The sequence below is a fragment of the Streptomyces sp. NPDC034099 genome (assembly GCF_055575415.1).
The window spans coordinates 15,621-38,170 of the sequence record NZ_JBVISR010000029.1; the positions used below are offsets into that span (position 1 = coordinate 15,621).

Annotated in this window: 20 protein-coding genes and 3 pseudogenes; 8 read left to right on the forward strand and 15 right to left on the reverse strand. The window is 70.6% G+C overall.

Translation table 11 applies throughout. The annotated features are described in order from the left end of the window. Nucleotides 1–204 precede the first annotated feature (204 nt). From ACZ56V_RS38815 to ACZ56V_RS38860, 10 genes are all read right to left on the reverse strand, one after another. Entirely contained in the window at nt 205–339 is a 135-nt protein-coding gene (locus tag ACZ56V_RS38815) for a hypothetical protein (protein WP_468948504.1), read from the reverse strand. After that, on the reverse strand, nt 323–781 hold the full coding sequence (locus ACZ56V_RS38820) for a hypothetical protein (protein ID WP_468948505.1): 459 nt from the start codon (nt 779–781) through the stop codon (nt 323–325). The genes ACZ56V_RS38815 and ACZ56V_RS38820 overlap by 17 nt, the downstream gene beginning before the upstream one ends. Next, on the reverse strand, nt 697–1,155 hold the full coding sequence (locus ACZ56V_RS38825) for a serine hydrolase (protein ID WP_468948506.1): 459 nt from the start codon (nt 1,153–1,155) through the stop codon (nt 697–699). Before ACZ56V_RS38825 ends, ACZ56V_RS38820 begins: the two co-directional genes overlap by 85 nt. Then, on the reverse strand, nt 1,149–1,283 hold the full coding sequence (locus ACZ56V_RS38830; RefSeq protein WP_468948507.1) for a hypothetical protein: 135 nt from the start codon (nt 1,281–1,283) through the stop codon (nt 1,149–1,151). The genes ACZ56V_RS38825 and ACZ56V_RS38830 overlap by 7 nt, the downstream gene beginning before the upstream one ends. A 141-nt stretch (nt 1,284–1,424) precedes the next feature. Continuing rightward, nucleotides 1,425–2,036, reverse strand: coding sequence for a cytochrome b (locus ACZ56V_RS38835; RefSeq protein ID WP_468948508.1), 612 nt, complete (start codon nt 2,034–2,036; stop codon nt 1,425–1,427). After that, the gene (locus ACZ56V_RS38840) at nt 2,029–3,033 is read right to left on the reverse strand and encodes a catalase family peroxidase (RefSeq protein WP_468948510.1); all 1,005 of its coding nucleotides are present in this window, start codon (nt 3,031–3,033) and stop codon (nt 2,029–2,031) included. Before ACZ56V_RS38840 ends, ACZ56V_RS38835 begins: the two co-directional genes overlap by 8 nt. Before the next feature lie 268 nt (nt 3,034–3,301). Continuing rightward, nucleotides 3,302–3,931 (reverse strand): hypothetical protein, encoded by a 630-nt coding sequence (locus ACZ56V_RS38845; RefSeq protein WP_468948512.1) that lies wholly within the window; start codon nt 3,929–3,931, stop codon nt 3,302–3,304. Between the two features lie 17 nt (nt 3,932–3,948). Beyond that, nucleotides 3,949–5,268: an ABC transporter permease gene (locus ACZ56V_RS38850; protein ID WP_468948514.1), complete on the reverse strand. Its 1,320-nt coding sequence runs from the start codon at nt 5,266–5,268 to the stop codon at nt 3,949–3,951. After that, a complete protein-coding gene (locus tag ACZ56V_RS38855) occupies nt 5,265–6,005 on the reverse strand; it encodes an ABC transporter ATP-binding protein (protein WP_468948515.1) in 741 nt (246 codons plus the stop codon). The genes ACZ56V_RS38850 and ACZ56V_RS38855 overlap by 4 nt, the downstream gene beginning before the upstream one ends. Beyond that, nucleotides 6,002–7,429, reverse strand: a complete 1,428-nt coding sequence (locus tag ACZ56V_RS38860; protein ID WP_468948517.1) for an efflux RND transporter periplasmic adaptor subunit — start codon at nt 7,427–7,429, stop codon at nt 6,002–6,004. Before ACZ56V_RS38860 ends, ACZ56V_RS38855 begins: the two co-directional genes overlap by 4 nt. A 170-nt stretch (nt 7,430–7,599) precedes the next feature. Between ACZ56V_RS38860 and ACZ56V_RS38865 the strand changes: the two genes are divergently transcribed. Both ACZ56V_RS38865 and ACZ56V_RS38870 read left to right on the forward strand, forming a co-directional pair. Further along, on the forward strand, nt 7,600–8,325 hold the full coding sequence (locus ACZ56V_RS38865) for a response regulator transcription factor (RefSeq protein ID WP_468948519.1): 726 nt from the start codon (nt 7,600–7,602) through the stop codon (nt 8,323–8,325). Further along, nucleotides 8,312–10,066, forward strand: a complete 1,755-nt coding sequence (locus ACZ56V_RS38870; protein WP_468948521.1) for a sensor histidine kinase — start codon at nt 8,312–8,314, stop codon at nt 10,064–10,066. The genes ACZ56V_RS38865 and ACZ56V_RS38870 overlap by 14 nt, the downstream gene beginning before the upstream one ends. 473 nt (nt 10,067–10,539) lie before the next feature. On the opposite strand, the gene ACZ56V_RS38875 is transcribed toward ACZ56V_RS38870, so the two are convergent. Both ACZ56V_RS38875 and ACZ56V_RS38880 read right to left on the reverse strand, forming a co-directional pair. Next, nucleotides 10,540–11,109, reverse strand: a complete 570-nt coding sequence (locus ACZ56V_RS38875; protein ID WP_468948522.1) for a nuclear transport factor 2 family protein — start codon at nt 11,107–11,109, stop codon at nt 10,540–10,542. Between the two features lie 140 nt (nt 11,110–11,249). Then, complete coding sequence (locus ACZ56V_RS38880; RefSeq protein ID WP_468948524.1) at nt 11,250–13,925, reverse strand: FG-GAP-like repeat-containing protein; 2,676 nt, start codon at nt 13,923–13,925, stop codon at nt 11,250–11,252. A gap of 236 nt (nt 13,926–14,161) precedes the next feature. Between ACZ56V_RS38880 and ACZ56V_RS38885 the strand changes: the two genes are divergently transcribed. From ACZ56V_RS38885 to ACZ56V_RS38910, 6 genes and pseudogenes are all read left to right on the forward strand, one after another. Beyond that, nucleotides 14,162–14,293, forward strand: coding sequence for a hypothetical protein (locus tag ACZ56V_RS38885; protein ID WP_468948525.1), 132 nt, complete (start codon nt 14,162–14,164; stop codon nt 14,291–14,293). Between the two features lie 79 nt (nt 14,294–14,372). After that, complete coding sequence (locus ACZ56V_RS38890; protein ID WP_468948526.1) at nt 14,373–14,744, forward strand: hypothetical protein; 372 nt, start codon at nt 14,373–14,375, stop codon at nt 14,742–14,744. Next, nucleotides 14,741–16,305, forward strand: a pseudogene (locus ACZ56V_RS38895) (alkaline phosphatase D family protein). Before ACZ56V_RS38890 ends, ACZ56V_RS38895 begins: the two are co-directional and overlap by 4 nt. Before the next feature lie 109 nt (nt 16,306–16,414). Beyond that, nucleotides 16,415–17,170: a molybdopterin-dependent oxidoreductase gene (locus tag ACZ56V_RS38900; protein ID WP_468948527.1), complete on the forward strand. Its 756-nt coding sequence runs from the start codon at nt 16,415–16,417 to the stop codon at nt 17,168–17,170. Continuing rightward, nucleotides 17,154–17,897, forward strand: a complete 744-nt coding sequence (locus ACZ56V_RS38905) for a cytochrome b/b6 domain-containing protein (RefSeq protein ID WP_468948529.1) — start codon at nt 17,154–17,156, stop codon at nt 17,895–17,897. Before ACZ56V_RS38900 ends, ACZ56V_RS38905 begins: the two co-directional genes overlap by 17 nt. A gap of 296 nt (nt 17,898–18,193) precedes the next feature. After that, nucleotides 18,194–19,018 (forward strand): alpha/beta hydrolase, encoded by an 825-nt coding sequence (locus ACZ56V_RS38910; protein WP_468948531.1) that lies wholly within the window; start codon nt 18,194–18,196, stop codon nt 19,016–19,018. 92 nt (nt 19,019–19,110) lie between these two features. Here the strand turns inward: ACZ56V_RS38910 and ACZ56V_RS38915 are convergent, their stop codons facing one another. The 3 genes and pseudogenes from ACZ56V_RS38915 to ACZ56V_RS38925 form a co-directional block, all read right to left on the reverse strand. Next, nucleotides 19,111–19,998, reverse strand: a complete 888-nt coding sequence (locus ACZ56V_RS38915) for a trimeric intracellular cation channel family protein (RefSeq protein ID WP_468948533.1) — start codon at nt 19,996–19,998, stop codon at nt 19,111–19,113. Between the two features lie 566 nt (nt 19,999–20,564). Next, nucleotides 20,565–21,348: pseudogene (locus ACZ56V_RS38920) on the reverse strand (ABC transporter ATP-binding protein); the annotation flags it as partial. Continuing rightward, nucleotides 21,348–22,336 (reverse strand): annotated as a pseudogene (locus tag ACZ56V_RS38925) (FecCD family ABC transporter permease). The pseudogenes ACZ56V_RS38925 and ACZ56V_RS38920, both read right to left, overlap by 1 nt. Between the last annotated feature and the right edge of the window lie 214 nt (nt 22,337–22,550).

A 22,550-nucleotide genomic window follows, 5' to 3' on the forward strand; every position in this document is an offset into this window, starting at 1 on the left:
CGCCTTGAGCCTGCGGGACAGACTGACCGGCTCCATGGGCCGGGCCGCCCGGGGGCCGGGGAACAGCCGGCGGCTCGGGCTGGGATCGAGGCGATGGGCCTTGCCGACCGGATGGGGCACCCAGCTCGCGGAGCATGCCGTCCAGCGGCGGCGGTGTCTCCACCGGGTGAGCGGTCAGGCGCAGCCGCAGTGTGGTGCCGTCGTCTAGGACATCGTCACATCGTCACGGCACAGCGCACAGATCCGGGACGGGGGCAGGGCCAACAGCAGCAGGAGCAGTCCGGCCGAGCGGTCGCAGTCCCAGTACGCCGCCAGCCCGCCCTTACGGCCCAGCCGCACCGGCCGCTCGGCCCTCGTCGTCCTGGCTGACGGTGTTGTCGAACAGGCGCGAGGCGTAGGTACCGGTGTAGCGGTCGGCGTCGACCGTCCGGGGAGCGGCCGGGGGCACTGGATTCGCGGGGAGGTCCGTGCCGGTCAGTTCCCGCAGCACGTGGCCCACGATCTCGCGGTAGAGGCCGACGGGGTCGCCGCCGTTGGTGAGCAGGGTGACGGCGAGGTCGTGTTCGGGCAGCAGCCGCAGGACGGCCACCTGTCCGATCGTGGTTCCGTCGTGCCCGATCACGTCGGTGCCGACGCCGTCGAAGATCTCCCAGACCAGGCCCCACGCGTGGCCCATCACGCCGAGCCGCGGCAGCTCTATTTGACGCTCCCGCCTGGCCCGTACCGCGGCCTCGCCCAGTACGGCGTTGCCGTCGGCGGCCGTACCGCCGTCGAGGCGCATAAGGGCGAAGGCCAGCAGGACGCGCGGACGCATCGCGAGCATCGAGCCCACGGGTGCGTTCGAGGGGGCCAGCGCCCACACGGGGGCCGGCCGCGGCGATTCACCGGGGCCGGGCCACAGGTGCCCGACCGCGGCCCGGTGCAGGATCGCCCGTCCGGACCGTACGCGGCGTGGGTGAGGCCGGGTAATCGCGCCGCGGCGCTCTCGTCGGCGATACGGAACTCCAGCAGCCGGTCGCATACCGGTGCGTCGAGGTCGATCAAGTCCTCGTCTGCGAGTTGGGTGACCAGCATGGCCGTCCACAGATTCGTGATGGAGCCGATCTGGAAGAGCGGGTCGGTGTCCACGTCCACGCCCGTCGTGAGGCTCAGCACCCCGTGCCGTGCTCCGCTACCTCCCCGCCCAGATCCACTGCCACCGCCGCGCCCGGCACGTCGTACTGGGCGAGCAGCCCGGGCAGCCGCTCCGCCCACCAGGTCCGCATCTCGTTGAGCTTCGACATGCCGTGAAGGTAGGTGCGCGGCGAGTGGCCCGGATTCGTGGCGGACGACGAAGCACAGCCCCCGACTCCGTGCGTCCGCGCGAAGCCGGGGGCCGGGGACCTGTGCCGGGGCGCCGTGCCGCCCCCGCGGGTGACCCGCTCTCACCCGCTCTTGCGGGATGTCCTCCACAGGGTCATCCGGCCGAGGAGCCCGTCCCGCAACACCAGGACGTGGACCAGAACGGCCAGCATGTGCAGGGTGAAAAGGATGAACAGCGCGTAGCCCAGCACCAGGTGGGTCTGGTGCAGGCCGGAGTAGAGCGACGGGTCCGCCGGCGCGATGGGAGGCACGTGCACGCCAGCCACGACGAACGGGGTGTCGGACGCCGACACCATGGCCCAGCCGACCAGCGGCTGGGACACCATCAGGCCGTACATCAGGCACTCGGACGCCAGTGCCGCCCTGCGTTCACCCTGGCCCATCGACCTGGCGTGCGGGGGCGCACGATGGGTGAGCCTGTTCACCAACCGGATCACCGCGAGGAGGAGAACGGCCATGCCCAGGGGTTTGTGCACCGACACCAGAAGGCGGTAGTCGGCCAGGGAGGCCACCATCGCCGCGCCGATGAAGAGCATGGCCACGACGAGTACGGCCATCACCCAGTGCAGCCAGCGGGAGAAGAGCGTGAACCGCTCCGGTGCGCCCGCACCGGCCGGAACCTGCGGGACGGGAACCTCGGGGAGGGCGGGGGCCCCGGCCGCGGCATCAGTCATCGTGCTTCCCGGCCACCTTGACCGTACCCGTCGTGTCCGGCTCCCCGGTGCGCCGCGCGAAGGACCGCGCGTACACGGACGAGCGGGCGCTCAGCAGTGGATCGCTGGACGCCTTGATGCCGCGTGGCAGCACCGTGGGGTCGAAGTTGATGTCCCGCGCGCTGCCCGACGAGTCGGTGTGGACCGACGTGAGGGTCAGGACACCCGCGTCGAGCTTGCGGCGGCTGCCGGGCCAGGGGGTGGTCGCGTCGTCGACGGGGTCCTCCGGGCTGCCGATGGTGAGCATCAGCCGCCAGCGCAGCGGCCCGTGGGTGAGCGCGCCGATCAGCGTCTCGAACAGTTCGTTCCTGCCGATCGGCCCCGTGGCCGCCGCACGTACCGGCTGGAGGGGGACCATCGACCAGCGGACCGGGACGCTGCTGCCCGAACTGTTGCTGAAGTGGAAGGCGTTGAGTCCGTTGAAGGTACTGTCCGCGAAGCCCGAGGTGGGCGGGTGCTTCTTGGCCAGCTCCATCGCACGGACCGTCTCGGGGTGCTCGGCCAGGAACGCGGCCTTCTTCTCCGGATCCGGTTCCCCCGTGCCCGGCACCGCCTTGAACGCGAGCAGCCGGTCGTGGAAGCCCTGTGGGGTGCGGTCCTGGAACACGGGCAGGTTGATCATCGCGGTGCGCCACTGCTCGCCGTCGGGAAGGTCGAAGCGCAGCGCCATCCCGCGTACGGTCTTCGTGGCGTCGGCGACGTCCGGCACTCCCCCGGACAGCGAGAACCTTCCCGTCACCGGAGTCCGTCTGCCGTCCTCGAACACCACGGCCTCCGACACCGCGGTTCCGGCACCGTTGGCGACGAACTCCCCGGTGACACTGACCCCCTTGGCGTGGTTGCGTCTGAACCCCGGATGCTTGCCGAACACGGTCTCGAACCCGTCCGCCAGCCGGCCCGGTGTCAGCCTGTCCGGCGTCACCCGGCCGCTCACGTACGCGAACGCACCGACGTCCACTGCCCCGATTCCTGCCACCGCCCCGATACCGAGCAGCGCGGTCCTGCGACGCAGCTCACGAGCGGGTGCCGCGGGTGGCTGTAAACCCTCATTCTCCAAGAGACCTCTCCTTCAGCTTTCCGTCCTGCGGCGCGTGAGGGCGCCGAACAATGGCGTTGTTGGGGGATACGCGGCAAGGTGCCGTGGTGTTGAAGGATTCACCGGTCTTCCGAGAGGAGGAGGCCTCCGAAGGGATCACCGGGCGGTCGTCCGGTCCGCGGGCCCGTGCCTACTTGGCGACGAAGGCCTCGGACTCGCACTTCTTGACCCACTTCGCCTTGTCCGCCGGAGGAAGGCCCTCCGTGTAGGCGAAGCTGCCGGGATCGTCCGGGGCGGCCTCGACCTTGATGCCGTGGGACCGCATGCACTCCAGCCACTTGTCGTACTTGTCCTGGTACTCGGGGTCCTCCCTGGCGGCCCGCTGGGGAAGCGTCTCCGGCTCCTTGGCGGCGCAGGTCTTCTTCGCAGCCGAGATCTTCGCCTGGTCCTTCTCGACCTGTTCGTCGATCCCCTTGTAGGTGCCGTCGTACTCGCCCCCGTGGTTCTTGAGCATCTTGAGGCCCTGTTGTGCCAGGCAGTCGTAGTAGACCTGCACCAGCCTCCACTCCTCCTCCTCCGAGGTGTCGGGACGGATCAGGGGACGTTCGACCTGCGCCGCCTCTTTCTTCGGCTTCTTGTCTCCGCCGGTCACGCTCGCGACGCCCTTGTCGTCACCGGCTTCGCCGGACGACTGCGAGTCGCCGCTGCCCCCGCCACAGGCGGTGAGCCAAGTCAGCGAGGCCAGCGCGGCGGCCACGGCGAGGCGGCGGGCGAGGCCCGCCCGGTAGGACCCGAGGACGGTCTGCTTGGCATCACGCATGGTGGTCGACTCCTTGTTCAGGTGGTGGCCAGCGCCACGGTGGGCGACAGCCGGGAAGCGCGGACGGCCGGGTACACGCCGGCCACGACGCCGATGAGCGCCGCGCCGGCGAACCCGCCGGTCACCGCCTCCAGCGGGATCACGGCCGGCCAGTCCCGGAACGCGGCGTAGCCGATGGTCGCGAGGACGCCGACGACGACCCCGGTCAGTCCGCCGAGGCCGGAGAGCACGACCGACTCGGTCAGGAACTGTCCCCGGATTTGTCCCCGGTTGGCGCCCAGGGCCCGGCGCAGTCCGATCTCGCGGCGGCGTTCGAGCACGGAGATCACCATCGTGTTGGCGACACCGATGCCACCGACCAGCAGCGCCAGGCCGGCCAGGCCGACGAACAGCCCGGAGAAGGTGGCCTCTGCGGAGCGCTTGGCCGCCAGGACGTCGGACGGGCGGCTGACCAGGACGACGCTCGGGGACTCGGGGCTGACAGTGGCGGGGAGCACCGCGCGTACGTCCGCGATGTGCTCCTCGTCCGCCTGGACGAACAACTGCGTGGGACGGCCGTCGAAGCCGAGGTACCGGCGTGCGGCGTCCCAGCCGACCAGGACGGCCCGGTCGATGTCCGGAGCCAGCGGCACGGAGTGCAGGATCCCGGTCACACTGAACCACTGGTCACCGAGAAGGACGAGCGGCGGCGGATCGTCGGGACGCACCTCGGAGAAGCCCAGGCGGGTCGCGGAGCCCGAGCCGAGGACGACGGTGGGGAACCGTTCAGTGACCTTGGTGAGGTAGTGGCCCGAGCCGACCGTGGCGTTGACGACGTCGAGGAGGTTGGGCCGGGCGGCCAGTACCGTCAGGCCGGACTCGTCGAGCGGGCCGAGCTTGTCCGAACGCCGCACGGACGTGTGGGTGTTGGCCACGGCGGTGACGGCCTTGACGGCACCGATGCGGTCCACCATCGCGGCCGACTCCTCGGGGAAGGAGGCCGGGGTGCCGTCCTGCGCCGCGTCCCGGTCCGCGACCGCCTGGAGCCGGTCGGTGCCCAGTGCGGTCAGTTCCGCGTCGAGGGCCTTCTGGCTGGAGGCCGGAATGCCGGTGACCACGATCATCGTGGCGATGCCGATGGAGATGCCGATGGCGGACAGCACCGCCCGCATCCGCCGGGACAGAACGCCGACCAGACCGAGGCGGAGCAGGTCGGCCGGGGAGAGCCTGACCGGGCGGGTCCAGGGAGTCTCGGGCCGGTCCGTCGAGGCGGTGGCCGCGAGTGGTGCGGCGGTGTGTCCCCCCGCCGCGGACTCCTGCCGCCCGGCCGCGGACCGGCGCCGTCGGCCGGCCGTCACGACGCGCTCCCAAGGGCGCCGCGCGTGCCGGGGGTGAGGACACCGGCCCGGTTGCCCGGGTGGGCCTCGCTTCTGTCGGTGACGATGCGCCCGTCCTGGATCTCCACCTGCCGGGGCAGACTCGCGGCGATGTCCCGGTCGTGGGTGATGAGCGCGATGGTGGTCCCCTCCTCGTTGAGCCTGGTGAGCAGTTCGAGCACCGCGACGCCGTTCGCGGTGTCCAGCGCGCCGGTCGGCTCGTCGGCGAGGACCAGTGCGGGTTCGTGGACCAGGGCGCGGGCGATGGCGACGCGCTGCCGTTCGCCGCCGGAGAGCTGGTGCGGCCGGTGGTCGACGCGGTGGCCCAGGCCGACCCGTTCCAGGGCGGCGCGCGCCATGGGCCCTCTGCGTTTGCGCGGTACTCCGGCGTAGAGCAGGCCGGTGGCTACGTTTTCGGTGGCGGAGAGTCCGTCGGTCAGATGGAACTGCTGGAAGACGAAGCCGAGCCAGCGCCCGCGCAGCGCGGACAGTTGCCGGTCGGGCAGGGTGGTGACGTCGTGTCCGGCGATGAGGACGGCGCCGCTGCTCGGCTGGTCGAGGGTGCCCATGACGTTCAGCAGCGTGGACTTGCCCGAACCGGACGGCCCGACGATGGCCAGGAACTCGCCGTCCTGGATCTCCAGGGACACACCGGCGAGCGCCTTGACTCCGCCGGGGTACTCGACCACCGCGTCCCGGACCGACAGCACCGCCGTCATGACGCGGTCACCACCTGGACGCCTTCGGTGATCCCGTCACCGCTGACCTCCACCATCCCCTTGGCGATCAGCCCCGTCTCCACGGCGACCAGCCGGCCGCCGGCGAGCTGCAGCCCGTAGCCGCCCTCGCGCAGTGCGAGCAGTGCGGTGAGGGGAACGGCGAGCACGTTGCTGCGGGACGCGGAGCCGAACTCGACCTGGACGGCCGCCGAGTTGAGGCTGCTCACCCGGCCGGGGTCCTTGAACACGACCGTCACGGTCACGCGCAGCTCCCCGGGCAGTCCCTGCCCGGACGACGGCGTCTTCGCCGAGCTGCCGATGGAGGCCACCTTGGCGGCGGCGCTCTGACCGCCGGGCAGCTGTACCGTCACGGCGTCTCCTCGTTTCACGGAGCCGACCTCGGAGGCGTTGACGTCGACCGTGACCGCCTTGGTGGTGGGAGTGACCCGCAGCAGGGGCCCGTCCGCCGGGTCACCGGGCTGGACCTCGGCGCCCTGCACCCGGACGGCGCCCGCGAGCACCGCCACGTCACCGGGCTCGATCACACCGGTGGCCGGGACCCCGAGGGAGGTCTGCCAGCGTTTGACCGCGTCGATCAGTGACCGGGTGAGTACGCCGTCCTCGGAGCGGATCTTGATCGGGCCGGTGTCGGGCTGCTGTTCGGAGGGCGTGCCGGTGCCCGTGTTCCCACCGGACCCTGCACCGGGCTGCGGAGGACCGGATGCGGACGGTCCGGACGAGGGCTGCGCCCCCTTCCCGGGCGTGCCCTCGCCCGGGCCCGTGTCCTGATCGGTGCCCGACGGTACGGTGCCGCGCGATCGCTCGGTGCCGGTCGAGGGAACCGGGCCGGTGACGGTCTCCCCCGGTCCGGGCTGACGGCCGATGTCGTAGCCCAGGGCCCGCAGGTTGTCGGCGATCACGCGGACGTCGCGTCCCACGGTGTTCGGGGTCTCAAGTCGCCGGTACATCGGGACGTTGCCGTAGAGGGCGGGCACGGGCCGGTCGTCGACGCGGTACAGCGTCTCGCCCCGGGAGACCGTGGTGCCGGACGAGGCGAGCCAGGTCACCGTGCCGTTCCCGACACCGTTGAGAGTGCGCGGTGTGCCGTACCCGAGGGTGCCATCGAGGATCCGGGTGTCGGTCAGGTCGGTGCGGACGACCTTGGCCGTGCTGGTCTTCGGCTCCGGCTCGGCCTGGGCCGCCCCGGCCCCGGACTTCCAGGGCGCCGCGACGGCGACACCCGCGCCCGTCAGCGTCAGCACGGTCAGGGCCACTGCGGTGCGGATGCGCCGACGGCGCTTACGCGGGGCGGCGTGCGCCCCGCTCCGCGCGGACTCCACGGCCGACGCGTCCACGTCCGCCAGGGTCTCGACGGCCGTCCGGGGCTCCACGACCGGTATCGGTTCGGTTTCCCCGCCGATCACCGCCCGGGCTCCCCGGCCCGATGAAAGGCGCTGGCGTCCCCGGCGGCGTGCACTGTGACTCGCATCATGGGAGCAGAAGGTTTCACACCGGCATCAGGTTGGTTTCAGCGAGTTGTAGCGAGATTGTCAGCGTCCTGGCCCCCGCCGGGCGCCGTCCTATAGTCACCGCCATGACCGCACACATCCTGGTCGCCGAGGACGACGAACGACAGGCACAGTTGCTGCGCATGTACCTGCGGTCGGAGGGACACGACGCGACGGTCGTGCGCGACGGGCGGGCCGCGATCGACGCCGCGCGCCGGCTGCGGCCCGACCTGCTGGTGCTTGACGTGATGATGCCGAAGGTCAACGGCCACGACGTGTGCCGGATCCTGCGCCAGGAGTCGGACGTGCCGGTCCTGATGCTGACGGCGCGGTCCGGGGAGAACGACCTGCTGCTCGGTCTCGACCTCGGCGCTGACGACTACGTGGCCAAGCCCTACAGTCCGCGGGAGCTGATGGCCCGGATCCGTACGCTGCTGCGGCGGGTGAAACGCTCGGCACCGGGGCCGGACGTCGGCGTCCTGCGAGTGGGTCCCCTCACGGTGGACCCACTCCACCACGAGGTGGTGGGCCCCTCGGGCCGTCCGGTCGCCTGCACCCGCGGGGAGTTGGCGTTGCTGGCGGCCATGGCCGCGGAGCCCGGCCGGGTGTTCACCCGCAGGCAGCTCCTCGACCGGACCGGCAGCTGGGACACCTCGGTGTCGGAACGGACCATCGACATGTACGTGATGCATCTGCGCAAGAAGCTGGAACCGAACCCGCGTTGCCCGGAGTTCCTGATCACCGTCTACGGGATCGGCTACAAACTGATGCCGGGCCGTGTCCGCGGGGAGGGCGGGCTTGCGCCGCGTTAGGGTGTGGCCGCGCGGCGGCCTGTTCGCCCGTCTGCTGACCGCATCGCTACTGGTCGCCGTCTGCGCGGTGGCCGCCACGGCCTGGCTCGCCGTGGCCGGCACGACACGGGCGATCCGCACCCAGCAGGGGCAGTCGCTGAAGGACGACACCCGTGTCTACGACGCCCTGATCGGCTACGCCTCGACGCACACCGACTGGGGCGGCGTGCAGGACCTGGTCGGCGATCTCGCTGCGCGGACTGGTCGGGCGATCACGGTGACCACACCGGCGCGCACCCGGGTAGCCGGCTCCGAGCGGGGTGTCCGGCTGCCGTACCGGCCGACGGCGCTGGTCGACCCGCTGCGGCTGGACCCGATCCTGTCCGACGCCGGCCCGATCGATCCGCGCGCCGTGGGCCCGTTCCTGCTGTCGGCCAGGGACCGGGAGGAACTCCGGCGCAGCGCGGACCGGATCGACCGGTGCCTGCGCGGCAAGGGCATCACCGCCGAGTTCACCACCCTGCCCAGCGGGCGCCCCACGATGCGTCCCGCCGCCGGCCTGAGGGGAAGCCTCGTCTGCCAGGCACTCGAGCTGAGGATGCCCCTGCGGTCGGAAAGGCTGCCACTGGACCAGTTGAACGGGCTGGCCACGGAGTGCATGAAACAGCAGGGCCGTGACGGTCTCGTGGTCTGGGCGGACTTCTCCTGGGTCCTCTTGGGCAAGGGGCCGGAGAACTCCGACCGCGCGGCCCAGGAGTGTGTCGCCGAGGCCCGGCGCAGGCAACTTGCCGCCTACGTCTCCCCTCCCGCGCTGCTGTTCGTCGGTGACCACGACAGCCAGGACGCCTCGGGCTTCCGGCTGTCCACAGCGAACACGATGCGGATCGCCGGTGCCGCCGGCCTCGTCCTGGCCGTCGCCGCCGCCCTGACCGCCCTGGTGGGCGGGCGGCTGGTGCGTCCGCTGCGGGCCCTGATCAGGGCGGCCGAGCACCCCGCCGCCGTGACCGTGCGCGTCCCGGTGACGACGCGGGACGAGATCGGCCGGCTGTCCGCGGCATTCAACGACCTCGCCGACCGCAGGGAGCTACTCGAACGGCAACGCAAGTCCCTGGTCAGCGACGTGGCCCACGAGCTGCGCACGCCGCTGACCAACATGCGGGGCTGGCTGGAGGCCGCGCAGGACGGTCTCACGCCGGTGGACCAGGACCTGGTCGCGCTCCTGCTGGAGGAGGCCGTGCTGTTGCAGCACGTCATCGACGATTTGCGCGACCTTGCGGCAGCGGACGCCCAGAGTCTCGTGCTGCACCGTGAACCGCTGTACGTGCGGGACCTGCTCGAACAGGTGGTGGCGGCCCACCGGGGCACGGCCGGCCCGGCAGGTGTGGCGCTGCGGATCGAGGCGGCCGGAAATCTCGAGGCCGACGCCGACCGGGTGCGGCTGCGTCAGGTGGTCGGCAATCTGGTGTCCAATGCGATCAGGCACACACCGAGTGGTGGTTGGGTCGTCGCGCGCTCCCGCAGGGAGGGCGATGACCTCGTCGTGGAGGTCGCCGACTCCGGGTCCGGGATCGATCCGGCGGACCTGGACCACGTCTTCGACCGCTTCTGGCGGGCGGACAAGTCCCGCAGCAGGCAGACCGGCGGAAGCGGGCTCGGCCTGGCCATCGTCCGCAAGCTGACCGAGGCGCACGGCGGGTCGGTCTCGGTGGCGAGCATCCCCGGTGCCGGTTCCGTGTTCACCGTACGGCTGCCGCAGCCGTGACGTCATGCGCGGGAGCACGGACGGGACCCGGGCCCGCCCCCGTACTCCTGATCCGGGCCCCTTGCTCATCGGGCAGCCGTCAGCTGCCTTGCAGAGTCACGTCGTCGATGACGAAGCTCGTCTGCGGATACGTGTCCTCGGTGGACGCGACGGTCACCCTGGCCTGTCGGCCGACGTAGGGGCTCTCCCATATGCTGATCAGATTGCGGTGATAGCAGACCAGTCGGCCCAGTTGACGTGCGTCAGTCTCGCTCAACGGCGGCGGTGCCGCATCTGCGCCCCGAACTCCGCCCACGGCACCACGACGCCGTCACCTGCGGCACGCCTCCCTCTCACCGGCCCGGTTCCCCAGCACGCGCGTCCTGGACGGACATCGCTACTCCTGCCACGCTGTTCGGCCGCCACGGGCTGCGCAGCGATGGTAGAGGCGTGTGACGGAAGTGTGGAGGTGTCCGTCGGCCGAAGGTGCCGGGTCAGGGCTGGGTCGGTGGCCGCCAGTCGGCGGGCAGCCCGGACTGCCGGAGCATCGTGGCCCTGTCGTAGTAGTCGGTGTTGACGGCGATCTTTCCGTGCCGGAGTTCGAGGATGGTGGCCATCTGTACCTTGAACGACTTGGAAGCCCCCGGGAGGGTTCCGGAGTAGTCGGTCCGGATCGTCACGCGATCGCCGCTGCGGAACGCGTCGGTGATCTCGAGATCGGCGTCGGGGATGAGCCGCTCGGTGATCTCCTTGAACTCCGCGATCTCTTCGCGCCCATGTGAGGTGTAGGGCACCGACAGGTCGACGAGGATGCCGGTCTTCGTGAACAGGTCGGACAGGGCGTTCGGGTCCTCACTCGTCCACGCGGACTGCCATGCCGCGGCGATGCGGGGAATGCGCTCGGACCTGGCCGCCGTACCGGCCGCCGCCGGCGACTGCGACGACGCCGTGACGGCAGCGGGCCGGTCCTCACTCGCCGTCGCCTGGCCGACCAGGACGGTGGTGGCGACCGCGGCCAAGGTGAGTACGGCAGCCGCGCCGCGCCGGATGTGCGATGTGGCCATGATGGGCCTTCCCTTCGACGATGCGTTTGAGTTGATCACGCTAGTCATCGAAGAAAGAATTTGGCAGTGTTAAATTTCCTTGACAGAGGTGCACCGTTGAGGGGCTGCCCGGCCGGTGGCCGTACGGCCCCTCAACGGGTCTAGGGGTGGAACACCTTGAAGTAGTCCGGTGTCAGTTTGTTGAGCCAGGCGTGGGCCACGCCGGTCCAGCCGATACGCAGGAAGTCGGCCTTGCCGTCCGCGTCGATGTCGGCGAACTGGATGTCCTTCGGCGGCACTTCGGCGGCAACGGCGATCCTGCCGATGTCACGAAACTTTCCGCCCGCGCCCGTGCTGCCTTCGTTGATCCAGGCCCGGGCTCCGCCCCTGGCCGTGATCAGGATCCGGTCGGCCCGCTTGTCCCCGTTGATGTCGGCGTACCTGATCTCCCTGGGGAGGTCCAGAGCGCCACTGATCTTCTGCGGAGCGGTCCAGTCCAGGTACTCGCGGCCATCCTTCGCCTGGAAGCCCTTGTTGTACCAGGCGGTTGTCGTACCGTTCGGTTCGATCAGCAGGTAGTCGTCGCGCCCGCCGCCGGTGACGTCGGCGAACCGGATCTTCGTGTTGGGGTCGATGTCCAGCCTGTCGCCAGTGGGACCCTTCGAGAAGACACTGCCGACGCCGTCGTACTTGTTCATGCACATGCGCGCGCCGGGCGCATTGTCGCCCTTCCAGGTGTGGACGCTCACCCTGCCGGTGAGGTCGACGACCATGCAGTCGGGGAAGCCGTCACCGTCGATGTCGGCGAAGCGCAACTGGTTGCCGACCGCGCCGGGGGACGGGGTGTAGGAGTTCTCGCCCTCGACGAAGGGCACCCACTTCTCGCCCGACGGGCCGCCGTTCCACCAGAACCGGAAGTTCTGGTCCTTGTCGACCGTCACGAACTCGGCCTTGCGGTCCTTGTTGATGTCGACCATCCAGAACCGGTTCGATGACGGGAACTGCCGGTCCTGGATGACACCTCGGTCGTCCCATCCCGGCCCCAGCTTGTCCGGCTTGGTCGGCTCCGCACCGCCCGCGCCGGAGCCGTCGTCCTTGAGCCCGCACGGGTGGGACCCCGCGTTCGGCGCCTGGGGATTCGGCTTCTGGATCCAGCCCTTGTCCTTCGCCTGGCGGGCCGCGTCGACGAAGGCGTCGCCGATCTTCTCGTAGCCCTGGTCGTTGGGGTGGATGCCGTCGGAACCCACCTCGGAGGGGCCCAGTCCGGTGATGTCGGTGTACACAGCGTGTATGCCGTCCTCCGCGAGGTCGTGCACCAGAGCGGGGACCTGCTTGGTGAACGTGTCCCCCCGCACGTCCGTACCGGCGTCACGGAAGGGCTGCACCCCGGCGACGAGCACGGTCACCCCGGGGGCGTCGGCGCTGACCTGCCTGACCAGGTCGCCGAGCCGCCCGATGGCACCATCCAGGTGGTAGTCCTGGATTACATCGTTGCCGCCAGCTATGAGCGTGATGAGGTTGGGCTGGTAGGTCTTGACGGAGCACTGCGCCTTGCCAGCGATCTCGCTGATCCGGTATCCCGGCCAACCTTCGACGTCCCGGTCCGGCATCGTCCCCACCCGTACGGAACCGACCCAGTCCACGTCACGGACCGACCGGCGGAAGCCCGCGTCGGCGGTGTCCCGGTAACCGTTTCCGTCCGCGCGCTGTCCATAGGTGGTGGAGGACCCAAGTGCCATGGTGCGCCACAGGTCCACGGGCTCTTCCGGGTCGGGCGGAGTGACTCCGAGATACGGGTTGAAGGTGTAGGTAAGGTCGGGGGAGGCGGGCTTGCCCGGCCAGTCGAAGTAGTCGAACACCAACTCGGCGGGGTTGCTGGCGAGATATCCCCGGCCGGCCTTGTCGTCCTTGTCGTCCCAGGCCCACGGCGGGTTGGCCGAGTCGGTCGTGCACTCGCCGACGCCGGGCCCCGCCACACCGCCGTCGCCGCAGGCGGCGCCGTAGGGATTGGAGCTGTCGTCCCCGGCGAAGTTGTCCGGCTTGGCGAACAACGAGGTGCGGTTGCGGCTGTCCCACATGCCGCCGGGGGCGAACACGTCGGTCAGGGCGTACTGCACGTCCCAGTCGGTCGGCCCGTCGGGCTCCTCGGCCGTGTCTCCCGGGTAGTAGAGGACCCCGTCGCGTTTCCCGTACTCACGGCGCAGCTCGGCAAGGTCGGTCGCGCTGTACGCCGCATGGGTGTTGGGCTGCTGCGCCGTGAACGGACGGTCGTGGCCGTCGGTGTGCGGGCTGCTCTTCAGCGGGAGTTCACCGTCGACGTCCTCGGCCCCGCTGCGCCAGTCGCCGCCCGCGGGCACGTAGGAGTAGAAGTCCGAGTGCGAGACGGTGAGGGTTGCCTTGAGCGTGCCGTGGGCGGAACCGTCGCGTGCCACGACGACCAGGGCCCCCTCGGCGTCGCTCTCGTGCTCATGCAGGTCCTCCAACGGGTTGTCCAGGAGCCCGTCCGACCAGTCACGCGGGTGGTAGAAGGTGTACAGCAGATACGCGAAGTCCTTGGTCTCGACGACCGAGTAGTAGACGTTCGCCTTCAGCGGGAACCGACCGGTGTTCTCCCAGTTGTTGCGGGCGTTCCGGTCGCCGTCGAAGTCATAGCTCGTGAGGTGGTCGGACTTACCGCCGAGAGAGGTCTCGCCGGTGGCGTCGACATCCTGGAAATGCACCGGCGCCCACCACTGCGCGAGGTCCGCGCGTTCCTGGGACGGGGACGCCGTCGCGGCCGGGGGACGCGCGATGATCAGGGTCCAGGTCGCGGCCAGTACGGCCAGCACGATGCTCACGCTGGTCAGGCGCCTGGGTCTGGGCCTCCGGCGAAAGAGATGTGCTTTCACTGCTCCTCCTGAAAATTCAGGACTGGCGACAATTTGCCGCCCTTTCGGGAACGGTCCGAGCAGGAGAGCGGTTCATGGCCGCCGGCGAACGGCCGGATTGCGACGGCATTTGCCTCTGGTACTCCCCCGGTTCACCTCCCGCTGGTGTGCTTGTCCACACCGACTTCCGCACTCATGAGGCACTTGTGAACCTGGTCGTCAACGGCGACGCCGAAAGAGGGCTCGGCGGAAGCGCCGAGCCCGTCGGCACCGTGCCGGGCTGGCGGATCGCCCAGGGCGCCCCCGCGCTCGTCGGGTACTCCGTGGGCGGCGGATAATCCGACCACCGCGGACCCGGGGCCCGCGCGCCGCGGCAGCCGCTTCTTCAGCGGTGGCAACTCGCCGCGTACCGCGCTGGTGCAGGACATCAGGCTGCCGTTCTTCGGCTCCGGCGGCAGGGCGGCGGTCGACGCGGGGCGGGTGCGCTACCGGCTGACCGCCTGGCTGGGCGGATACGCCGACCAGGAGGACGGTGCCCGGCTGTCGGTCGAGTTCCGCGACCGGGCGGGGACACCGGTGGCGCTGAGCGTGCTCGGCCCGGTCACCGCCGCCGAACGTGGTGCGCGCACCGGGCTCCTGGAGCGGACCACGTCCGCCGCCGTGCCGCCCGGCGCCCGAACCGCCCGGGTCCTGCTCGTCTTCACCCGCAGCGGCGGCGGCACCTCCAACGACGGAGACGCCGACGGGATATCAATGCACCTGACGGCCACGAGGGGACACGACAAGTGACCAGGATCGACCGACGCGGACTGCTCAAGACCGCTGCTGCCGCGGGCGCCCTCAATCTGGCGTGGCCGCTCAGCGCCGGGCTGACACCGGCTCAGGCGCGGGAGGCCGCGGAGGCTCTCGGTGCCGGCTACGACCCGGCCCCGTTCACCCTCGGTGTCGCGTCCGGCGACCCCCGGCCGACCGGTGTCCTGCTGTGGAAGCGGCTCGCGCCGGAACCCCTGGCCGCCGAACAGCCGCTGCCCGAGGTGGTCGAAGTGGAATGGACCGTCGCCCTGGACCGAGGGCTGCGACGCATCGTCGCCCACGGCACCGCTCCGGCCTCCGCGACGCTCGGGCACAGCGTCCACGTGCCCGTGAACGGCCTGCGGCCCGGCACCCGCTACTGGTACGGATTCAAGGCGCTGGGCCGGACCTCCCGCGTCGGCCGCACACGGACCGCGCCGGCCCGCCGCGTCGGCAAGGTCCGCTTCGCCGCCGCCAACTGCCAGGCGTTCCACGACGGCTTCTACGCCGCCCACCGCGGCATCGCCCGGGAGAACGTCGACTTCGTCCTCCACCTCGGCGACTACATCTACGAGCACGGACAGGTCGGCAGTGTCCCCGCCGACCACGTCCGCGACCACGAGAGCCCCACCGTCTTCACCCTCGCCGACTACCGCCGCCGTCACGCCCTCTACAAGGGCGACGCGTCACTGCGCGAGGCGCACGCCGCCCACCCCTGGTTCCTGACCTGGGACGATCACGAGACGGCGAACGACTACTCCGGCACCGGCGGCGGTGCCCCCTTCATGCAGCGCCGGGCCGCCGCCTACCAGGCCTGGTACGAGCACATGCCGCACCGCGACGACAGTGACGTCGCCCTGCCCGACCCGGAGATCCACCGGGTCCGCCGCTGGGGCGGCCTGCTGGCACTGACCATCCTGGACCTGCGGTCCCACCGCTCGGCGCAGAACCTGGCCGACGGCACGATCCTCGGTGCCGAGCAGAAGGAATGGCTCAAGCACGTCGTCGACCGCGCCCGGACGCATGGCATGTATGGGCCAACTCCATCATGCTCAGCCAGCTCCGCGGCTCGCCCGGCGGCCCGTACATGTTCACCGACCAGTGGGACGGCCTCCTCGCCGAGCGCAAGGAAGTCCTCAGCCATGTGCACGACAGCGACCTGGAGGATCTGGTCGTCGTCACGGGCGACTGGCACTCCGCGTTCGTCGACGACATCAGGACCGACTTCGATGACACGTCCTCCCCGGTCGTGGGAACGGAGTTCACCGCCCACTCCGTCACGTCCGGCGCGTACCCGCCGGACTGGAACAAGGCGAATGGCCCGGTGATGGGCGCGGCCAACCCCCAGCTCAAGTACTTCGAGGGCAACCGCTACGGCTACGACGTGTACGAGGTCACCCCGGAGCGGTTCAGCGCGCACATGCGAGTGATCGACGACCGCCGCGACCCGGCCTCACCCGTCACCACGCTCACCACGTTCCACGTGGACCGCGGAACGGCCGACTCGTACGAGGACCGAGCGACGAAGGACTCCCCCGCGCAGTGCCGCCGGGACTGAGGCGTTCGCGCGCCGGTCCGCCCCGTCGGCGCCGGCCTGCCCGTCGGCCTCCGTCCGCACCACCGCGGCGTCTGTTCAACACGACGTCGCGGGCGTACGTATACAAGGCATGAGCGACTCTCACTCCCCGGTGCCGTCCCCACTCCCGCACCCCGGGGCCGACCACGGCGATGCCCCGGTGGGCCGGCGCGTGCTGCTGGGCATACTCGGGCTGGGCGCCGTGGGCGTCGCGGCCGGAGGTCCGATTCAGAACCTGGTCGCCAAAGGCATCGACACCGTGGCCCAGAAGGATCCGACGGGGCTGTCGGACCTGCTTCCGGGCAATCGCTTCCGGTACTACACCGTCACCTCCTCCACTCCGGAACAGGACGAGACGACCTACCGTCTCAAGGTCGGCGGCATGGTGGACAAGCCGATGACCTACCGGCTGTCCGACCTGGCTGCGCTGCCCCAGACCAGGATCGTCCGCGACGTGCAGTGTGTGACCGGATGGCGGGTGCCGAAGACCCCCTTCGCCGGCGTACGCCTGTCCACCCTCCTGGACGCCGCAGGCGTGTCGCCGGACGCCAGGGCCCTCAGGTTCACCTGCTTCGACGGCGCGTACACCGAGAGCCTCACGCTCTACCAGGCCCGCCGGCCCGACGTACTGGTCGCCACCAGCATGGAGGACAAGCCGGTCACCCACGCCCACGGCGGCCCGGTACGGCTCTACGTGGCCCCGATGTACTTCTACAAGTCCGCGAAGTGGCTGTCGGGCATCACCGTCACCGACGAGGTGATCCCGGGTTACTGGGAGCGCCGGGGCTACGACGTGGACGCGTGGGTGGGACGCTCGAACGGACGTAACGATGCCCCCACGGTCTGACTCCACCGAACGGGCCGCCCTCCCCCGGACCGGCAGGCTGCTGCGCTTTACCGCCGCGGCGCGCTGGACCCATCACGCCACCGCAATCCTGGCCGGGGTGTGCATCTTCACCGCCGCGTGTCTGTACATCTCACCCCTCGCCCAGCTCGTCGGCCGCCGCCCGCTGGTGACCGTCGTGCACGAGTGGTCCGGGATAGCTCTTCCCGTGCCGGTGCTGCTGGGCCTGGCCTCCCGGTCCCTGCGCTCGGACCTGGGTCGGCTCAATCGGTTCGCGGTCCACGACCGCCGCTGGCTGAAGGCCGCCGTCCGGCTCCGTGACACCTCGAACATCCCGTCCGGCAAGTTCAACGCCGGCCAGAAGGTCTATGCCTCGTGGACGGCGGGCGCGGGTCTGGTCATGGTGGCGACGGGGCTGCTGCTCTGGTTCCCGGAGCTCGTCTCCCTGCCGGTCCGTATGGGCGCGACGTTCGTGCACGACTGGCTCGCTCTGTCGATCGGTGTGGTAGTGGCCGGTCACATCTGGAAGGCAGCCGGTGACACCGGGGCTCGCGAGGGCATGTGGCGGGGGACGGTCTCACGGAGGTGGGCGGACCGGGAACACCGGTTGTGGCGCCAGGAGATGGACGGCCGCCCCGATCCGGACACACTGACGGACCTACGGACAGAGGTGTCGCTCTCGGAGTCCGGGCGAAAAGGGCACGACCGGGCGCACAGACAACGCCCGTGATGTCCGCGCCCTCCTACCCGGCATGAGAACTTCCGTACGGTCCATGCTCCGTCTGCTGGGAGGACTGTTACTCCTCACCAGCGTTGTATCCACAGGCGCTCAAGCGCCCGCCGCCACCCGGGAGAACCGGGACCCGGTCGCCGTAGCCGAGTACGACCTGGGCGACACGGCCTTCCGGGATCCGCAGACCGGCACGGTGAGCGAAGTGCGCGCGGTGGTGTACTACCCCCGGCACCTCACCGGCCGGGCACCGCTGATCGTCATGGCGCACGGTTCGTGGTGGGCCTGCGACCGCAATGGATGCCGCCACCTGGCCCTGTCCGTCCGGCTCCCGCCCGTTCCCGAGCCATCGCGGGTACGACTACCTCGGCGCAGCCCTGGCCGCCCGCGGCTTCGTGGCCGCGTCGATCAGTGTCGACGGCATCAACCAGGCGTCCTTCGACTACGGCGACCGCGCCCGGCTCGTCAACGAACACCTGCGTCTTTGGCAGCAGTTGGCGGCGAGCCGGGGCGGCCCCCTGGCCGACCGGCTCGTCGACGGGGCAGGGCACCCAGTCGCACCGCGCTTCGCCGGTCACATGAACATGACCCGCGTCGGCACCCTGGGCCACCCGCGCGGCGGCAAGGGCGTGATGCGGCAGGCGTCAGACAAGCACCGCGGCGAATGGCCGACGGGGGTGCGTGTGCGTGCCGTCCTGGCACTCGCACCCGTCAAGTTCGACGACCCCGAGGGGGACAACAGCGACACCCTCGTCACCCGGCTCCCGTTCGCCGTGGTCACCAGCGGCTGCGACGGAGCGGTCCGCGAGGCCGGACAGGAGTACCTGGACGACGTCACGGGAAGGAACCGGGCGACCGGCTACTCCGTGTCGCTCCACGACGCGAACCACAACTTCTTCAACACCACCTGGACGCCGCCCTTCCTGTTCGGCGAGGACGACAGCACCTGCCCGGACCGGCAGGTGACCCCCGACCGGCAGCAGGACGCGCTCACCGCCTACGCGACCGCGTTCTTCGGCAGCCAACTCCAGGGCGAACGGTATGGGCTGGCAGTCCTCACCGGCGTACAGCCGCTGCCGGGCGGGCCGTCGACGACTCGGGTGGTGCCGGCCGTGCGGTGACGCGCCCACGGGCGTGCGGGGCCCCCGCCACACGCCACCGCACGCCCTCTCCGTGCCCGCCGTGACTACGTCGGTCGGTCCGGAAGCGTGCCCTACCGCTCCTGCGGCGACCGGGGTGCGGGGCGCCGCGGTACGAGCCGTGGGTCCGGTGGCCGGGACTCGTCGCGCCGAGGCGTGGCAGCGCGGTGGCCATGACGGGTCCGCAGCGTGAGCGTCGGCGATTCCCACAGGGGCGGGACGACTGTCCTCACCTCGTCGGCCGTGCCGGTTTCCGGCGGCGCGCTGTCGCTCGGCGGGTCCGTTGCCCGCAGGAGCCGCGGTCCCACGAAGGGATCGCGCCAGAAGTGCGACCGCGGAGTCCGCCATCGGCGCCGCTGGGCGAGAATGCGCAGACCCAAGCCGAGGAAAGCCGCGGCGAAGGCGGTCAGGGCGTTCAGCAGCCCGGTGGCCTGCAACAGGGTGACCACGGCACCGCCGGCCAGTGCGGGGACCGCGTAGAGGTCGGTGTTCCAGCGCAGCAGTGGCGGCACTTCGAGTGCGAGCAGGCTGCTCAGTACGCCGCCGCCGACGGCACTGACCACGCCGAGGGCGACCGCAGCGGGAACGTTGAAATCATGCGACAGCGCCTTGATAGTGCCGGTGACGCTGAACAGGCCGAGTGCCGCCGCGTCACCCAGGTCGAAGAGGCGGCTCTCACGACCCGCCCCGCCACGGTGGAGCCGGTGGCCGAAATAGACGATGACCGCCGCCGCCCATGGTGTCACGAAGTATCCGAGATCGCTGAAGGCGACGGGCCGGACGCCGATCACGAGGTCCCGGAAGAGCCCGCCGCCCAGACCGGCCGCCTCGCAAAGGATCACGGTACCGATGATGTCGAAGTCCTTGCGCACCGCGAGGACGCCCCCGGACAGGGCGAAGGTGAAGATGCCGATCAGGTCCATGGAGTACTGAGCCGCCTGGCTCACGTCGTCGATCAGCAACGGAGCGCTCCGCCGGGCGACGGTGACGGACGGTGCGTCAAGCGGAGGGGCCGGTCAGGGGCACGGGAAGCCCGGACTGCTGGACCGTGCCCGGCGGTCCCCCGCCCGGTTCGTACTTGTGTCCCTGCTGGTCTCATGAATCGTCGGCCTTCTTGGTGGATGGCTGCTGGCAAGTGGCTGTCGACCCGCGGCTGCCGCGGGAGACGCGGATCGAACACCCTTTTCCCACAAGGGCGTTCACGTGCGCGGACTGCTCGACGACCACTCGCCAACCTAGGCATCCCGCCGATCCGACACGATGAAGACAGCACGACGGTTGGTGGTACAGGCTGTGCCACCACGCGTGGCTGCTGCTTCGCATGACACCCGGTGTCCCTGCCGGAGGCGGAAACCAGTACCGGGCAACGGGTGGGGTCGTCCTCTGCGGCGGCGTCAACCCCGGTGTCGACGGAGCGCCGCACCTGGTGGGACGGGAGTTCGGCGACCAGAGTGGAGCGCTGCCCGGAGTTCGAACACCGGGCACGATCCTGGCGACCGCGTCCGGCCGCCTGGGCCCGTATCTGCAGCGGTGTGCCGGAAGCCGCGGTGGCCATGTGGTCGAACGCGATCAGCGGGTCGCCCGTCAGGGGATGCTCGATGACCGCGGCCCGTACCCCGAAGACGTCCGCGATGAATTGGGGAGTGAGTACCTCCAGCGGTGTGCCGGAGGCGACCACCTCACCGGCGCGCAACACATGAAGCCGGTCGCAGACGGAGGCGGCCGCGTTCAGGTCGTGAAACGCCACGAGGGTCGTTCGGTGCTGGGCCCGCAGCAGTGCCAGCAGTTCCACCTGGTGGCGTACGTCCAGGTGGTTGGTCGGTTCGTCCAGGACGAGCACGTCCGGGTCCTGGGCCAGGGTGCGGGCCAGCAGCACCCGCTGCCGCTCCCCTCCCGACAGGGCCGAGAACCGGCGCCTGCCGTAGGGCGCCATGCCCACCCGGCTCAGGGCGTCGGCGACGATCGCCCGGTCCCCGTCGTCCTCACCGGCAAAGGCCCGCTAGTACGGGATACGCCCCATCGCCACCACTTCGCGCACGGCCAGCTCGAAGTCGCCGCCCCGCTCCTGGGGCAGCGCGGCAACATGACGCGCGGCCCGTGCCGGGGGCAGGGTCGCCAGGTCCGTGCCGTCGAGCAGGACCCGGCCGGCCGCGGGAGGCAGATGCCGGTAGACGGTGCGCAGCACGTCGACTTGCCGCTGCCGTTCGGTCCGATCAGTCCGGTGATCTGTCCGGGTGCGGCGGACAGGCACACCCCGGAACCACCGTGCGGCCGTCGTAGGCGACCCGGAGGCCGTCCACCTCGATCCTCATCAGGCGCGCTCCAGTCGACGGTCCAGCAGGAACAGCAGTACGGGAGCGCCGATGAAGGCAGTGACGACGCCCACCGCCAGCTCCATCGACGGCAGCGCCGTGCGGCAGACGATGTCGACCACGACCAGCAGTACGGCACCGGTCAGCGCGGAGACCGGCAGCAACCGGCAATGGTCTCCGCCGATGACGAGCCGACACAGGTACGGCACCATCAGCCCAACGAAGCCGATGGCCCCGGAGACGGACACCAGTACACCCGTCAGCACACTGGTCACGACGAACAGTTCCGCCACGTCCACGCCGAGGCCAGCCGCCGTCTCGTCGCCCAGGAGCAGGGCGTTCAGTGCCCTGGCCCGCGCCTGGAGGGCGAGCAGGCCGAGGACCACCGCCGCGGCCGGTAGGGCGAGGGTGCTCCACTGGACCCCGCCGACGCTGCCCAGCAGCCAGAACAGCACGCCCTGGGTCTGCTGCTCATCGCCGATCCTGAGGATCAGATAGCTGGTGAACCCGGACAGGAATGCCCGATCGCCACGCCGACCAGCACGAGTCGCAGCGGGGAGAACCCGCCCCCGCGTCGGGCCGCCGCCCAGATCAGGGCGAAGGACAGGAGCGCACCGAGAAGGGCGGCCGAGGAGACCCCGAGCCCGAGCAGTCCTCCGGTGCCGGCGCCGAGCACGATGGCGGCGACGGCGTCGAGCGAGGCTCCGTTGGAGATGCCCAGCAGATAGGGGTCGGCCAGCGGGTTGCGTACCAGCGCCTGGACGGCCGTGCCCACGACGCCGAGTCCCGCCCCGACGAGGGCGGCGAGCAGAGCGCGGGGAACCCGCAGCTGCCAGACGATGAGGTCCTGGGTGCCGGGCCGCGGCTGCTCGCCGGTCAGCCGGTGCAGCACCGTGGACCACACGTCGGCGAACGGCACGCTGGAGGAGCCCCAGGACACGGCCGCGGTGAGCGCCAGCACCAGGGTCACGGTGAGGCCGGCGAGCAGCAGGCCGACGGGACGGTCCTGGGCCCCGAGTCGTCGGACTCGGGCGGCCGCGACCCCCTCTCGCGTGCCGCGTCGGTGGACGACGACGCCGTCACCATCTAGCTGTATTGATCACGAGTGTTGTTAACGCCGATGGGGCTTGATCATGGCGAAGACCTCCGGTGTGGTGGAGCTGTCTAGGACTGCACCGCACGGAGGTCTTCGTGTCCCACCG